The sequence below is a fragment of the Mycobacterium shottsii genome, from assembly GCF_010728525.1.
Classification (GTDB): Bacteria; Actinomycetota; Actinomycetes; order Mycobacteriales; family Mycobacteriaceae; genus Mycobacterium; species Mycobacterium marinum.
On sequence record NZ_AP022572.1, the window covers coordinates 5,868,955 to 5,882,893 of the forward strand.

A 13,939-nucleotide genomic window follows, 5' to 3' on the forward strand; every position below is an offset into this window, starting at 1 on the left:
ACAAGGGCGGCGCGCATTCCCTGCCCGGGGGACTACAGACCGCGCGATGCGGCCACGCCCTTTAGGTACACGGCTATGTTGTCATTGTCAACATGAAATATTGACATTGGCAACTTGTCATTGACCACGCGCCTCAGTGTGAAGTTAGCTGAATGTTCCGATTGACGAGGCGGCAGACGGCGGGCTGCCGCGACACAGAGCCGGGACGACCAATCACTAGCAGTTCATAACTTTTTGCTCGCGGCGCCGGCATTCAATAGAGGATTCGACGCAACGTCGCCGATCGGAAAACTTAGTTAGCCTGTGACGTCCGTAACACAGCGAATCTTCCGGCAAGAGTCACGATCAGCACGCGAGACCGCGACAATCAGGCGTTAGCCAGCAAACTTTGATGAGCCACCGGTATCAGTAGCCGAACGGCGTCCCGACGCTGCGGAACTGCGGCACGCCAACGTCGATAAGCTGGGCCGAATCTCCCGCCACGGGTTGGCCTACCCGTCGATCGAAGGGCCGGACCCGCCCCGTTGGCTTACCATGAGCTAACGCGTGGCGGCTCAAGGCCAACTCGTACGATGCTCGAATGAGTGAACGCTCGCAGTATCACCATGGCGGTCTGCGCGACGCGATCCTGACCGAAGCGGCCACCCTGGTCGCCGAGCGCGGAGTTGGCGCCGTGTCGGTGCGTGAGCTGGCCCGCCGCGCTGGCGTGTCGCACAATGCCTATGGCCACCACTTCACCGACCGGCGCGGATTGTTCACCGCACTAGCGGCGCAAGGCTTCACGTTGCTTGCGGAGGCACTGCGTGAGGCCCGCGGAAACTTCCTCGACGGCGCCCGCGCCTACGTCCGCTTTGCGATCGAGCATCCGGGCCACTACGCGGTGATGTTCGACTGGTCCCTGATCGACCGCACCGATAGCGATCTGGCCGCCGCGCATGCGGCCGCCTCGATGGAGCTCGCCCGGGGCGCCTCACTGCTCCAAGATCCAAAGGCCGTGGCGGATCGCCACGGCGCCGAGCTCGCGGCGTGGTCGCTCATCCATGGCTTCTCGATGCTGTGGCTCAACGGCGTGCTGCCGTCGGATCCGGGCGAATGCACGGATCCGATCGCAACTGCGGAGCGGGTCGCGCTCATGCTGTTCGAGACGTGACATCGGTCAACGGACACTAGGGCACGCGAAAACCGGCCGCGAACGGGACGCGCGGTCGCGCTTACTCGAGCTGATCGCGCAGCCGCGCCAGGGATTTGGCCAGCAGCCGCGAGACGTGCATCTGTGAGATGCCCACCCGTTCGGCGATCTGCGTTTGTGTCATCGAGTCGAGAAACCTCAGCACCAGCACCGTTCGCTCCCGCTCGGGCAGCGCCTCGAGCAAGGGACGAAGCGACTCGCGATCTTCGATCCGATCCAAACCGGCGTCCATGTCACCCAACGTGTCCGCGATGGCGCGGGCGTCGTCGTCCTAGCTACCGCTACCGCTGTCAATGGACAAGGTGTTGTAGGAGCTGCCCGCTACCAAGCCCTCGACTACCTCGGCTCGGTCCATCTCGAGCTCGGCGGCGAGTTCGGTCGCGGTGGGCGCCCTGCCCAGCCGCTGCGACAGGTCGGCGGTGGCCGCGCCCAACCGCAGATGCAGTTCCTTCAGCCGCCGCGGAACCTTGACCGACCAACTGTTGTCGCGGAAATGCCGCCGGACCTCGCCCATGATGGTGGGCACCGCGAACGAGACGAAATCCGAACCCGTCTCGACATCGAAGCGGACCACCGCGTTGACCAGCCCGACCCTCGCGACCTGAACCAGGTCACCGCGTGGTTCGCCACGTCCCTCGAACCGCCGGGCGATGTGATCGGCCAACGGCAAGCAGCGCTCGACGATCGTGTCGCGGTGGCGCTGGAAATTCGGTGAGTCGGCATCGAAGGTGGCCAACTCACGAAACATCTCCGGGACATCGGCGTATTCGTTGGGTCGTGAAGAGGAACCGCCGGCAGTTCGGGAGGTCACCTGCCGGAGGCCACCCTTCGAGCCGTCAACATGATGCCGAACACGCTGCCGGCTGCCTCAGGTGGGCGACCATCGTGAAATGTCTGAACATCGTCGGCCAGCGATGTCAGCACATGCCAGCTGAAACTTCCCGGCGCCACCACGTCGTGCGTACCGCACGCGGCAGAGGCCTGGACCACAAGTTCGTCGTCGCGCGGGTCCACCACCAGGGTCAGCGTGGCGTCCGGTGTGGCCGAACGGATCAGCCGAGTACACACCTCGTCGACCGCCAGCCGCAGGTCTGCCACAGCGTCGAAATCCAAGTCTTCAAACGTGCCGATGGCACCAACCAGGGTGCGCAGCATCGACAGGTTCTCCAAGCGCGCAGCAACGTTGAGTTCGACGGCACGGTGGCCGCGTTCGCGCTTGTTGATGCGCGGATCCGCATCGGTCATCTGGCCTCCCGGCAATTTTGCACCGACAGTACTCTCGCTTTGAGTCCCGCTTTGGGCCCAGCGTTGCAGCCGGTTGGTCATGATCGCCACCGGGTATTCAACCAGCTACCGGCGAGGCGGGCGGGACCGACACAGTCCGGACGCGCCGGCTCGAGCAAATCGCGATGTTTGCCGGGATGACGTCGGTCGTCGTGATCGTGGTCGCAGTGGAAATCTAGGTCGGTGCTTTGGCGATTTTGTCCCCCATGATGGGGTGACAACGCGGACGCAACAATGCCGGTACTCATCATGGTTTAGACCTGATACCCAGTCGCTACCGCCGGTAAAACCGCGAATCGATTTTCGATTGCGTGATTCTTCGCGTACCGGGTACCGCCGAGATGGCCCCACCCCGCAGCCGCGACAAACACCAACACGCACCAACAAGCACCGATGCGGCGGGGGCGGACTCGTCGCAGCCGCCAAGCGACGGCGGGGTGCTCACCAATGGCGTCTAGCTGGCCAGCCGCTGTCGGCGGACTTCGGGGTGTTCGCTGTACCAGCGATCGGCAATCCTGCGAACCCGTCTATGCTCGAACGCCAGCCAGATCAAACCGACCACGGCGACAGTGAGCGCGACCACGCCGGAAGCCATGCCCTCGGAGTGATGCCCGGTACCGAAGGCCGCCAGCGACCCGACGCCGCCGATTACGCCCGCCACGACCAAGAGGTACCCAGGCCAGTGCAGCACGTCGATCAGCGACTCGCCTGCGAGTGGCCGCGTCGTCCGCAAGTGGTCGACGGGGTCACGATAGGTGTCCCCCATGGCTCCTCCTCTGCTATCCCGCGATTAATGCCATTACCAGGCATTACCTTCAACGGTAGAACTCCGGGCACAGGATGTGGAGTGATCAGGGCAAATTCGGCAAATTCTTTGTCAAAGCGCCAGTACTGGACCCGCAATTGACGGAACGCCCAGGGAAAGAGCCACCACCATCAGCGTCAGCAAAAACCAGCCGGCGCCGTGCCACCCCCACCAGGTGCCCCCGTCACGCCACACGCGATAGGTGCGCACGAAGGCCCATATCGCGCTGGCGAACAGGATCGCCGGCTCCCCGAGCGCGAGCAAGGTGCGCTCGGGCAGGCCACACGCCGCGGTGTCGACTCCCGCGCGTCCGCCGCACGTACTGACCCATAACGCCGCCATGATGAGGAAGCCGACGGCGGCGCTGGCCGCCAGGGCCGCAAAGCGGATAGCAGCTCGGACCTCTTCGTCATCCTGCCCGAGGCGATCACCATCTGATCGCTCATGCACCCTTTGCATCCTGAACCCCAATCCTGCGTTCTGTGGATACACAGCAAACCGAATACCCCGCCGGGAGCTGGGATAAACGGCGCGCGGCTCAGGTCATCGCCGATAATGCGCTACGCACGGCCGCTATGGCCAGATCGATTTCGTCGCGACCGACGGTCAGCGCGGGACGAAATCGCACACTGACCTTACCGGCCGGCAACGCAATGACCACCCGCTGCCACAGGCGCTGAATCAATTCGTCGCGATCGGCGGTGGTCGGCAGGTCGAAAGCGCACATCAGGCCACGCCCACGGGGATGCAGAACCACCGCCGGCAAGTCCTTGGTCAGCTCATCGAATTGGGCACGCAGGTAGCGGCCCTGCTCGGCCGCGTTATCGACCAATCCTTCGGCCTCGATCACTTCCAGAATGCGGCGAGCGCGCACCATGTCGGTGAGATTGCCGCCCCAGGTCGAGTTGAGCCGCGACGAGACGGCAAACACGTTGTCGACGATCTCGTCGACCCGGCCGCCGGCCATCACCCCGCACACCTGGGTCTTCTTGCCGAACGCCACGACATCGGGTTTCACCCCGAACTGCTGGTAAGCCCAGGGAGTTCCGGTCATTGCGCAACCCGTCTGGACCTCGTCGAAGATCAGCAGCGCATCGTGTTCGTCGCAGAGCCGTCGCATCGCCGCGAAGAACTCGGGCCGGAAATGCCGGTCACCACCTTCACCTTGAATGGGTTCGGCGATAAAGCAGGCGATGTCGTGGGGGTGCGCCTCGAACGCGGCGCGGGCCTGAGCCAAGGACTCCGCCTCCACGGTATCCATGTCGGCATCCGGCCGAATGTATGGAGCATCGATGCGCGGCCAGTCGAACGTCGGGAAGCGAGCGACATTGACCGGCTTGGTGTTGGTCAGCGACAACGTGTAGCCGCTGCGGCCGTGAAACGCCCCACGTAGGTGCAGCACCTTGGTGCCCAGCCCCGCATCGATGCCGAGTGCCTGGTTGTGCCGGCTCTTCCAGTCAAAAGCCACCTTAAGCGCGTTTTCGACCGCCAACGCGCCACCGTCGACGAAGAACAGGTGCGGCAGCGCCGGGTCGCCCAGCACCCGCACGAAAGTCTGGACGAAGCGCGCCATCGGCACCGAGTAGACGTCGGCGTTGCTGGGCTTGTTCAGCGCCGCCTCAAGTAGTTCGGCGCGGAACTGCTCGTCCTCGGCCAATCCCGGGTGGTTCATCCCCAATGCCGACGAGGCGAAGAAAGTGAACATGTCCAGGTAGCGCCGACCGGTTCGGGCGTCGACCAGATACGAGCCGGCGGATTGGGACAGATCGAGCACCAGGTCGAAACCATCGACCAGCATGCTGCGCCCCAGCACCTCCTGGACGTCATCTGCTTCTATTTGCTGGCATGCAGGCACGGTGGATCTCACGGCGGCAGTCATACCGACCATGCTAGCGTGCTATTTACGAAAAAAAATACCCTTAGGCCGGAAAGATTATGGTATGAACTGCCGATCACTGTAAAAAGTATTCAAAATGATGGTGCTTCGCGTGCGCACGTTAGCGGTTGCCCGGATCCGCTGCAGCAGGTCCTCCAGCACCCGCGCGGAGACAACCCGCACCAGCAGGACATAGCTCTCTTCGCCGGCCACCGAATGACACGACTCAACCTCATGGATGTGTTCCAGACGGGCGGGCACATCATCGGGTTGGGAAGGATCAAGAGGAGTAATCGCCACGAACGCCGATAGAAAGTGCCCCACCGCCTCGGGGTCGACGCGCGCCGAGTACCCGGTCACCACACCGCGTGCCTCCAGTCTGCGCACCCGCGATTGGACCGCCGAGACCGAAAGACCGGCACTGGCCGCCAGCTCCGCAAGGGTCGCACGCCCGTCGGAGACCAGCTGGCGCACCAGGATCCGGTCGATGTCGTCGAGCGTCTCACCCATGGGCGCAGACTATCGCAGCAGCCAGGGCGCACCATGAGTTCGACGAACAACCTGGTTACCTGGGAGCTGCGGGCCCGCTTCGCCGCGGGACTGTCAGCCATGTATGCCGGCGAAGTCCCCGCCTACAGCACGCTGGTGGACGTCACCGCAGAGGTGAACCGTGACTATGTGGCAGCGCACCCCGGCGCCGAACGGCTGGGATCACTGCAGCGGGTCACCGCCGAGCGCCACGGCGCCATCCGGGTGGGCAGCCCCGCCGAACTTGCCGCCGTCGCCGACCTGTTCGCCGCGTTCGGCATGTTCGCGGTGGGCTTCTACGACCTGCGCTCGGCCCGGTCGCCGATTCCCGTGGTATCCACCGCATTCCGCCCAATCGACGCCGAGGAATTGGCGAACAACCCCTTTCGGGTGTTCACCTCGATGCTGGCCACCGGCGACAGCCGGTTCTTCGATTCCGGGCTGCGCGCGCGGGTGCTGACATTTCTGGGCCGCCGGCAACTGTTCGACCCCGCGCTGCTGGCCCAGGCCCGCGTGGTCGCCGCCGAAGGCGGCTGCGACGCCGCACAGGCACCGGACTTCGTCGCCAAAGCCGTGGCGGCGTTCGCGCTCTCGCGCGAGCCGATCGACAAGGCGTGGTACGACGAGCTCTCGCGGGTGTCGGCGGTGGCGGCCGACATCGCGGGCGTCGGCTCGACCCACATCAACCACCTCACGCCACGCGTGCTCGACATCGACGACCTCTACGCGAGGATGACCGGGCGCGGCATCACCATGATCGAGGCGATCCAGGGTCCGCCGCGCACCGACGGACCCGCGGTGCTGTTGCGCCAGACGTCGTTTCGCGCATTGGCCGAGCCACGACTGTTCCGCGGTGCCGATGGCACCGTCACCGAGGGCAGCCTGCGGGTGCGGTTCGGCGAGGTCGAGGCGCGCGGCGTCGCGCTGACGCCACGCGGACGGGAGCGCTACGACGCCGCGATGGCACGGCTCGCCGGAACCGGCGACCCAGCCACGATCTGGAGCGACCACTTTCCGGCGACCGATGCCGAGATGGCGGCGCAGGGTCTGGCCTATTACCGCGCCGGTGATCCGTCGGCGCCTATCGTCTATGAGGACTTCCTGCCCGCCTCGGCGGCCGGCATCTTCCGCTCCAACCTGGACGGCGATACCCGCACCGGGCAGGCGACCGGCGCCGCTGACAGCGACCCCGATTACCACGTGGGGTGGTTGGCGGGGGCCATCGACCGCGACATCTACGACCCGTACTCGCTCTACGATGCACTCGCCACCGAGCGGGCGCGATGACGGTGCACGGAGCAGCGACAATCGGCGACAAGCAGCCACAGACAGCGACAAACAGCGAAAAGGAGCGAGCGGGGCCAATGACCCACTCAGATGAGCTACGTGACCGGGTACGCAAGGCGCTCGAGGCGGTCGGCGTGACCGCCAGCCTCGATGAGCCGGGCGGACACGGGATGCCGTCGAGCACGCCTATCACCTGCGAGACGCTGTTCACCCTGACGGCCACCACTGCCGAACAGACCGAGCGCAGCATCGCCGACGCGCACGCCGCGTTCACCCAATGGCGAAGCACGCCGGCGCCGATGCGCGGCGCATTGGTGGCCCGCCTCGGTGAGTTGATCAGCGCACACAAGCACGACCTGGCCGAGCTGGTGACGATCGAAGTCGGCAAGACCGGCTCCGAGGCGCTGGGCGAAGTGCAGGAAATGATCGATATCTGCGAGTTCGCGGTCGGCCTGTCCCGCCAGCTCTACGGCCTCACCATCGCCTCCGAGCGCCCCGGGCACCGGCTCATGGAGACCTGGCATCCACTCGGTGTGGTCGGCGTGATCACCGCGTTCAACTTCCCGGTTGCGGTTTGGGCATGGAACACCGCGGTGGCGCTGGTGTGCGGCGACACCGTGCTGTGGAAGCCCTCGGAGCTGGCGCCATTGACGGCGCTGGCCTGCCAGACACTGCTGACCCGGGCCGCTGCCGACGTCGGCGCGCCGCCGTCGGTCGGCGCTGTGGTGCTGGGTGGGGCCGAGCTGGGTGAACAACTCGTCGATGACCCGCGCATCGCGTTGCTGTCCGCGACGGGTTCGGTGCGCATGGGCCAGCAGGTGGGGCCCCGGGTCGCCCGGCGATTCGGCCGGGTACTGCTGGAACTGGGCGGCAACAACGCGGTCATTGTGACGCCATCGGCCGACCTGGACCTGGCGGTGCGGGGCATCGTGTTCGCCGCCGCCGGTACCGCCGGGCAGCGCTGCACCAGCCTGCGCCGCCTGATCGTGCACAGCTCCGTGGCCGACGATGTGGTGGCGCGCGTCGTCGCCGCCTGCCGCACGCTGCCGGTCGGCGATCCGTGCGATCCGGCGACCCTGATCGGCCCGCTGATCCATGAGACCGCCTACCGCGACATGCTGGGCGCGCTGGACCAGGCGCGCGCCGAGGGCGGCGAGGTGATCGACCCCAACCCGCGCCGGGACGGCCCCGCGGGCGGCTATTACGTCGCACCGGCGGTGGTCCGGATGCCGGCACAGACCGCCATTGTGGCGACCGAAACCTTCGCCCCCATCCTCTACGTCCTCACCTGCGACGATCTAGATGACGCGATCGCGCTCAACAATGCTGTACCGCAAGGACTCTCGTCGGCGATCTTCACCAACGACCTGCGTGAGGCCGAGCGCTTCCTGGCCGCATCCGACTGCGGGATCGCCAACGTCAACATCGGGACATCGGGCGCGGAGATCGGCGGCGCGTTCGGCGGCGAGAAGCAGACCGGCGGCGGTCGCGAGTCCGGTTCGGATGCTTGGAAGGCGTATATGCGCCGCGCCACCAACACCATCAACTACTCCACCGAGCTGCCGCTGGCCCAGGGCGTGCAGTTTGGGTGAGCCTGCGCGCTAGCGGAGGACGTTGGCCGCGTGAGTAGTATCTTCCCCATGGCGACAGCCAGAAGGCGGTTATCCCCCGAGGATCGACGCGCTGAACTGCTCGCCCTGGGGGCGGAAGTTTTCGGGAAGCGACCTTACGACGAGGTCCGCATCGATGAGATTGCGGAGCGCGCCGGGGTTTCGCGTGCGCTGATGTATCACTACTTCCCGGACAAGCGGACGTTCTTCGCGGCGGTCGTCAAGGACGAGGCGGATCGGCTCTACGAGGCCACCAGCATCGAGTCCCCCGTCGGAATGACGATGTTCGAGGAGATCCGCCTCGGCGTGCTGGCCTACATGGCCTACCACCAACAGAACCCGGAGGCCGCCTGGGCCGCCTACGTGGGCCTGGGACGCTCCGATCCGGTTCTGCTGGGCATCGATGACGAGGCCAAGAACCGCCAGATGGAACACATCATGACCCGAATCGGCCAAGTCGTGAGCGGCATTCCGGGCAGCACCGCGCTGGCCCAGCATGTCGAGCGTGACCTGCGGGTGATCATCTACGGCTGGTTGGCGTTCACCTTCGAAATCTGCCGTCAGCGGATCATGGACCCCAGCACCGACGCCGACCGCCTCGCCGATGCCTGTGCGCACACGCTGCTGGACTCGATCGCGCGGGTGCCCGAGATTCCCGGCGAGCTCACCGAGGCGATGGCGACCGCCCGACACACGCCGCAATAGTTTTTGTCGGTGCCCGTTGGCACCATGGCTAGGTGAGCACCGCGCGCCCCGAACCCCTGGGCCCCGAAGCCTTGGGGCGGTTCAGCGCGATCACTCGCGAATGGTTCACCAACACCTTCGCCGCGCCCACCCCGGCACAGGCCAGCGCCTGGGCCGCCATCGCGGCCGGCGACAACACGTTGGTGATCGCCCCGACCGGCTCGGGTAAGACGCTCGCCGCGTTCCTGTGGGCCCTGGACAGCCTGGCCTGTTGCCCCGACCGCACGGCCGGCACCCGGGTGCTCTACGTGTCGCCGCTGAAGGCCCTGGCGGTCGATGTGGAGCGCAACCTGCGCACGCCGCTGGCCGGGCTCACCCGGCTTGCCGAACGCCGGGGTCTGCCCCCACCGCAGATCAGCGTCGGGGTCCGCTCGGGTGACACACCGTCGGCGGTGCGCCGGCAACTCATCACGCGACCGCCCGACGTGCTGATCACCACCCCGGAGTCCCTGTTTCTGATGTTGACCTCGGCCGCACGCGAGACGTTGGCCGGGGTGCAGACCGTCATCGTCGACGAGATCCACGCGATCGCGGCCACCAAGCGTGGAGCGCACCTGGCGCTATCCCTGGAGCGACTCGACCAACTGGCCCCCGATCGCCGCGCCGGGCCCCCCGCGCAGCGCATCGGGCTTTCGGCGACCGTACGACCGCCCGAGGAACTCGCCCGGTTCCTGTCCGGATCGGTGCCGACCACCATCGTCGCCCCGCATTCGGCCAAGACCTTCGACCTCACGGTGCAGGTTCCGGTGGCTGACATGGCCAACTTGGCGAACAACACCATCTGGCCCGATGTGGAGGCTCGGTTGGTCGACCTCATCGAGTCGCACAACTCGACCATCGTGTTTGCCAATTCGCGGCGACTAGCCGAACGGCTTACCGCACGGCTCAACGAGATTCACGCGGAGCGGTCCGGCGTGACGCTCCCGTCGGAGGCCAACACGCAGGTTGCCGGCGGCGCCCCGGCCCAGATCATGGCCAGTGGGCAGACCTTCGGCGCTCCCACTCTGCTGGCCCGGGCCCACCACGGTTCGGTCAGCAAGGAACAGCGCGCCCAGGTCGAGGAGAACCTCAAACGCGGAGCGCTCGAGGCGGTGGTGGCAACCTCGAGCCTGGAACTCGGGATCGACATGGGGGCCGTCGATCTGGTGATTCAGGTGGAAGCACCGCCGTCGGTGGCCAGCGGCCTGCAACGCATCGGGCGGGCTGGCCACCAGGTCGGCGAGGTTTCCCGCGGGGTGCTGTTCCCCAAGCACCGCACCGACCTGCTCGGCTGCGCGATCAGCGTGCAGCGCATGCGCACCGGCCAGATCGAGACCATGCGGGTGCCGGCCAACCCGCTGGACATCCTGGCCCAGCACACGGTCGCCGCCGCCGCCCTGGAGCCGCTCGACGCCGATCAATGGTTCGACACCGTGCGCCACAGCGCTTCCTTCGCCACGCTGCCGCGCAGCGTCTTCGAGGCCACGCTGGATCTGCTGTCGGGCAAGTATCCGTCCACCGAATTCGCCGAGTTGCGCCCACGACTGGTCTACGACCGCGGAACCGGAACGCTGACCGCACGCCCCGGGGCGCAGCGCCTGGCCGTCACCTCCGGCGGCGCCATCCCCGACCGCGGCTTGTTCACCGTCTACCTGGCCAGCGAATCGGAAAAGCCCTCGCGGGTAGGCGAACTCGACGAGGAGATGGTCTACGAGTCCCGGCCAGGTGACGTGATCTCGCTGGGTGCCACCAGCTGGAGAATCACCGAGATCACCCATGACCGGGTGCTGGTGATACCCGCTCCAGGCGAGCCCGCTCGGCTGCCCTTCTGGCGCGGTGACGACGTCGGCCGCCCCGCCGAACTGGGCGCCGCGCTGGGCGCGCTCACCGGCGAGTTGGCCCGGCTGGACCGCGAGGAGTTTGACAAGCGCTGTGCGGGGTTAGGTTTCGACGTTTTCGCGACGGACAACCTGTGGGGACTGCTCGACGACCAGAAGACCGCGACCCGGGTGGTACCCACCGACACCGCGCTGCTGGTCGAGCGCTTCCGCGACGAGCTCGGCGACTGGCGGGTAGTCCTGCACTCGCCCTACGGCCTGCGGGTGCACGGCCCACTAGCGCTGGCAGTCGGCCGGCGACTGCGTGATCGCTACGGCCTCGACGAGAAGCCAACGGCCTCCGATGACGGCATCGTTGTTCGATTGCCCGACACCATTTCCGACACCGGCACCGAAACGCCCCCGGGTGCCGAGCTGTTCCTTTTCGACGCCGACGAGATCGACGCGATCGTGACCGCCGAAGTGGGCGCTTCGGCGTTGTTCGCCTCCCGATTCCGGGAGTCGGCGGCCCGGGCGCTGCTGCTCCCCCGCCGCCATCCCGGCCGGCGGTCACCGTTGTGGCACCAGCGCCAGCGCGCCGCGCAGTTGCTGGATGTGGCGCGCAAGTACCCCGACTTCCCGATGGTGCTGGAAACGGTGCGCGAGTGTCTGCAGGATGTCTATGACGTTCCGACGCTGACCACCCTGATGACCGACATCGCCCAGCGCCGGGTTCGGGTGGCCGAGACCGAGACCACCAAGCCCTCCCCGTTCGCGGCGTCGCTGCTGTTCGGCTACGTCGGCGCGTTCATGTACGAGGGCGATGTGCCGCTGGCCGAGCGCCGCGCCGCGGCGCTGTCGCTGGACAGCACGCTGCTGGCCGAGTTGCTCGGCCGCGTCGAGTTGCGCGAGCTGCTGGACCCCGAGGTGATCGCCGCGACCGGCCGCCAATTGCAGCACCTGTCCGCCGATCGGGCCGCCCGCGACGCGGAAGGGGTGGCGGATCTGCTGCGGCTGCTGGGGCCACTAACCGAGGATGAGGTTGAGGCGCGGGCCGAGGCGACCGGCGGCACCGACATCGGCGGCTGGCTAGAGGGCCTGCGTGCCGCGCGGCGCGCGCTGGAAGTGTCCTACGCGGGCCGCAGTTGGTGGGTGGCTGTCGAGGACATCGGCCGACTGCGCGACGGCGTCGGCGCGGCGGTTCCGGTGGGCTTACCGGCCGCCTTTACCGAGGCGGTGGCCGACCCGTTGGCGGAGCTGCTGGGCCGCTACGCACGCACCCACCCGCCGTTCACCACCGCCGAGGCCGCGGGCAGGTTCGGCTTGGGACTGCGGGTGACCGCGGATGTGCTGGGCCGGCTCGCCGGTGATGGGCGCTTGGTGCGCGGCGATTTCGTCGCCACCGGGGTCTTTGGCGGCGCGGGGTCCGAGCAGTGGTGCGATGCCGAGGTGTTGCGCATCTTGCGGCGCCGTTCGTTGGCCGCGCTGCGGGCCCAGGTTGAGCCGGTCAGTACCGCTGCCTACGGGCGATTCCTGCCGGAGTGGCACCAGGTGGGCGGCGCCGACTCGGGCCACGGCGGTATTGACCGGCTGGCATCGGTGATCGATCAGCTCGCCGGCGTGCGGATCCCCGCGTCCGCGCTGGAACCGCTGGTACTGGCCCCGCGGGTGCGCGACTATTCCCCGGCGATGCTCGACGAGCTGCTTGCCACCGGCGAAGTCACCTGGGCGGGCGCCGGATCCATTTCGGGCAGTGACGGTTGGGTGACGCTGCACCTTGCCGATTCGGCTCCGTTGACACTGGCCGCACCCGCCGAGATCGAGTTCAGCGAAACCCACCGGGCGATCCTGGACACGCTGGCCGGCGGAGGTGCCTACTTCTTCCGCCAGCTCATCGGCGACAGACCGGATGAGGCGGCGATCAAGGCCGCCCTATGGGAACTGATCTGGGCCGGCCGGGTCTGCGGCGACACGTTCGCGCCGGTGCGGGCATTGCTCGGTGGCGGCGGCCTGGGGAGCCGAAAACGCTCCGCCCCCGCGCATCGCGGACACCGTCCACCCCGGCTGAGCCGATACCGCGTCGCCCATGCCCAGCCCCGTTCCGTCGACCCGACCGTGGCCGGCCGCTGGTCGCTGCTGCCCCCCGCCGAGCCGGACTCGACGATGCGGGCCCACTACCAAGCCGAGCTGCTGCTGAACCGGCACGGTGTGCTGACCAAGGGTGCGGTGGCCTCCGAAGGTGTTCCGGGCGGATTCGCGACCCTCTACAAGGTGTTGAGCGCGTTCGAGGATGCCGGGCGATGCCAACGGGGTTACTTCATCGAGTCGCTCGGTGGTGCGCAATTCGCCGTCGCGGCCACCGTCGACAGATTGCGCAGCTACCTCGACGATCCGGGCACTTTCACCGACAGTCGGCGTCCGCAGTATCAGGCCGTGCTGCTGGCCGCCGCCGACCCGTCCAACCCCTATGGCGCCGCGCTGCCGTGGCCCACTTCGGACGACGACGGTTCCAACGTCGGGGCCCGCCCAGGCCGCAAGGCCGGGGCACTGGTCGTGCTGGTGGATGGCGCCCTGGCCTGGTTCCTCGAACGAGGCGGGCGAACGCTGCTGACCTTCACCGACGACTCCGAGGCCAACGCTGCGGCGGCCATCGCGCTGGCTGAGCTGGTCGCCACCCGGCGGGTCGGGTCACTATTGGTCGAGCGAATCAACGGAGTGCCGGTGCTACAGGCCGGGGCAGGCCAGGCGAGCCTGGCGGTTACCGCCCTGGCCGATGCCGGCTTCCTACGCACGCCTCGCGGTCTGCGGCTTCGGTGAGCC

11 protein-coding genes and 1 pseudogene are annotated in these 13,939 nt (G+C 67.2%); 6 read left to right on the top strand and 6 right to left on the bottom strand.

Annotated features, from left to right (window positions below; all coding sequences use genetic code 11):
* Positions 1-580: 580 nt before the first annotated feature.
* A complete protein-coding gene (locus G6N41_RS27145; RefSeq protein WP_198966197.1) occupies positions 581-1,150 on the top strand; it encodes a TetR/AcrR family transcriptional regulator in 570 nt (189 codons plus the stop codon).
* A gap of 61 nt (positions 1,151-1,211) precedes the next feature.
* On the opposite strand, the pseudogene G6N41_RS27150 reads toward G6N41_RS27145, so the two are convergent.
* Both G6N41_RS27150 and G6N41_RS27155 read right to left on the bottom strand, forming a co-directional pair.
* Positions 1,212-2,000, bottom strand: a pseudogene (locus G6N41_RS27150) (RNA polymerase sigma factor SigF).
* Positions 1,997-2,434, bottom strand: a complete 438-nt coding sequence (locus G6N41_RS27155) for an anti-sigma factor RsbW (protein WP_015354822.1) — start codon at positions 2,432-2,434, stop codon at positions 1,997-1,999. The pseudogene G6N41_RS27150 and the gene G6N41_RS27155 overlap by 4 nt, the downstream one beginning before the upstream one ends.
* A 350-nt stretch (positions 2,435-2,784) precedes the next feature.
* Between G6N41_RS27155 and G6N41_RS27160 the strand changes: the two genes are divergently transcribed.
* The gene (locus G6N41_RS27160) at positions 2,785-2,931 is read left to right on the top strand and encodes a hypothetical protein (protein WP_198966198.1); all 147 of its coding nucleotides are present in this window, start codon (positions 2,785-2,787) and stop codon (positions 2,929-2,931) included.
* Here G6N41_RS27160 and usfY read toward each other — a convergent pair.
* The 4 genes from usfY to G6N41_RS27180 all read right to left on the bottom strand — a co-directional run bounded on the left by usfY (position 2,928) and on the right by G6N41_RS27180 (position 5,664).
* Positions 2,928-3,239: a protein UsfY gene (gene usfY, locus G6N41_RS27165; RefSeq protein ID WP_012393121.1), complete on the bottom strand. Its 312-nt coding sequence runs from the start codon at positions 3,237-3,239 to the stop codon at positions 2,928-2,930. The genes G6N41_RS27160 and usfY overlap by 4 nt on opposite strands.
* 111 nt (positions 3,240-3,350) lie before the next feature.
* Positions 3,351-3,737 (bottom strand): hypothetical protein, encoded by a 387-nt coding sequence (locus G6N41_RS27170; RefSeq protein WP_198966199.1) that lies wholly within the window; start codon positions 3,735-3,737, stop codon positions 3,351-3,353.
* Positions 3,738-3,816: 79 nt separating this feature from the next.
* The gene (lat, locus tag G6N41_RS27175; RefSeq protein WP_407663709.1) at positions 3,817-5,157 is read right to left on the bottom strand and encodes an L-lysine 6-transaminase; all 1,341 of its coding nucleotides are present in this window, start codon (positions 5,155-5,157) and stop codon (positions 3,817-3,819) included.
* Positions 5,158-5,211: 54 nt separating this feature from the next.
* A complete protein-coding gene (locus G6N41_RS27180; RefSeq protein WP_198966201.1) occupies positions 5,212-5,664 on the bottom strand; it encodes an Lrp/AsnC family transcriptional regulator in 453 nt (150 codons plus the stop codon).
* A gap of 33 nt (positions 5,665-5,697) precedes the next feature.
* Here G6N41_RS27180 and hglS point away from each other — a divergent pair, with 33 nt between their 5' ends.
* The 4 genes from hglS to G6N41_RS27200 all read left to right on the top strand — a co-directional run bounded on the left by hglS (position 5,698) and on the right by G6N41_RS27200 (position 13,936).
* On the top strand, positions 5,698-6,969 hold the full coding sequence (gene hglS, locus G6N41_RS27185; RefSeq protein ID WP_198966202.1) for a 2-oxoadipate dioxygenase/decarboxylase: 1,272 nt from the start codon (positions 5,698-5,700) through the stop codon (positions 6,967-6,969).
* A gap of 77 nt (positions 6,970-7,046) precedes the next feature.
* On the top strand, positions 7,047-8,561 hold the full coding sequence (amaB, locus tag G6N41_RS27190) for an L-piperidine-6-carboxylate dehydrogenase (protein WP_198966203.1): 1,515 nt from the start codon (positions 7,047-7,049) through the stop codon (positions 8,559-8,561).
* Between the two features lie 48 nt (positions 8,562-8,609).
* The gene (locus tag G6N41_RS27195) at positions 8,610-9,284 is read left to right on the top strand and encodes a TetR/AcrR family transcriptional regulator (RefSeq protein WP_198966204.1); all 675 of its coding nucleotides are present in this window, start codon (positions 8,610-8,612) and stop codon (positions 9,282-9,284) included.
* Between the two features lie 32 nt (positions 9,285-9,316).
* Positions 9,317-13,936: an ATP-dependent helicase gene (locus G6N41_RS27200; protein WP_231608737.1), complete on the top strand. Its 4,620-nt coding sequence runs from the start codon at positions 9,317-9,319 to the stop codon at positions 13,934-13,936.
* Positions 13,937-13,939 lie beyond the last annotated feature (3 nt).

Bases quoted from the DNA above. Each gene is read 5' to 3' on its own strand.
- G6N41_RS27155 (WP_015354822.1), bottom strand. From the start codon at position 2,434: ATGACCGATGCGGATCCGCGCATCAACAAGCGCGAACGCGGCCACCGT.
- G6N41_RS27145 (WP_198966197.1), top strand. From the start codon at position 581: ATGAGTGAACGCTCGCAGTATCACCATGGCGGTCTGCGCGACGCGATC.
- usfY (WP_012393121.1), bottom strand. From the start codon at position 3,239: ATGGGGGACACCTATCGTGACCCCGTCGACCACTTGCGGACGACGCGG.
- amaB (WP_198966203.1), top strand. From the start codon at position 7,047: ATGACCCACTCAGATGAGCTACGTGACCGGGTACGCAAGGCGCTCGAG.
- G6N41_RS27180 (WP_198966201.1), bottom strand. From the start codon at position 5,664: ATGGGTGAGACGCTCGACGACATCGACCGGATCCTGGTGCGCCAGCTG.
- lat (WP_407663709.1), bottom strand. From the start codon at position 5,157: ATGACTGCCGCCGTGAGATCCACCGTGCCTGCATGCCAGCAAATAGAA.
- G6N41_RS27170 (WP_198966199.1), bottom strand. From the start codon at position 3,737: ATGCAAAGGGTGCATGAGCGATCAGATGGTGATCGCCTCGGGCAGGAT.
- hglS (WP_198966202.1), top strand. From the start codon at position 5,698: ATGAGTTCGACGAACAACCTGGTTACCTGGGAGCTGCGGGCCCGCTTC.
- G6N41_RS27195 (WP_198966204.1), top strand. From the start codon at position 8,610: ATGGCGACAGCCAGAAGGCGGTTATCCCCCGAGGATCGACGCGCTGAA.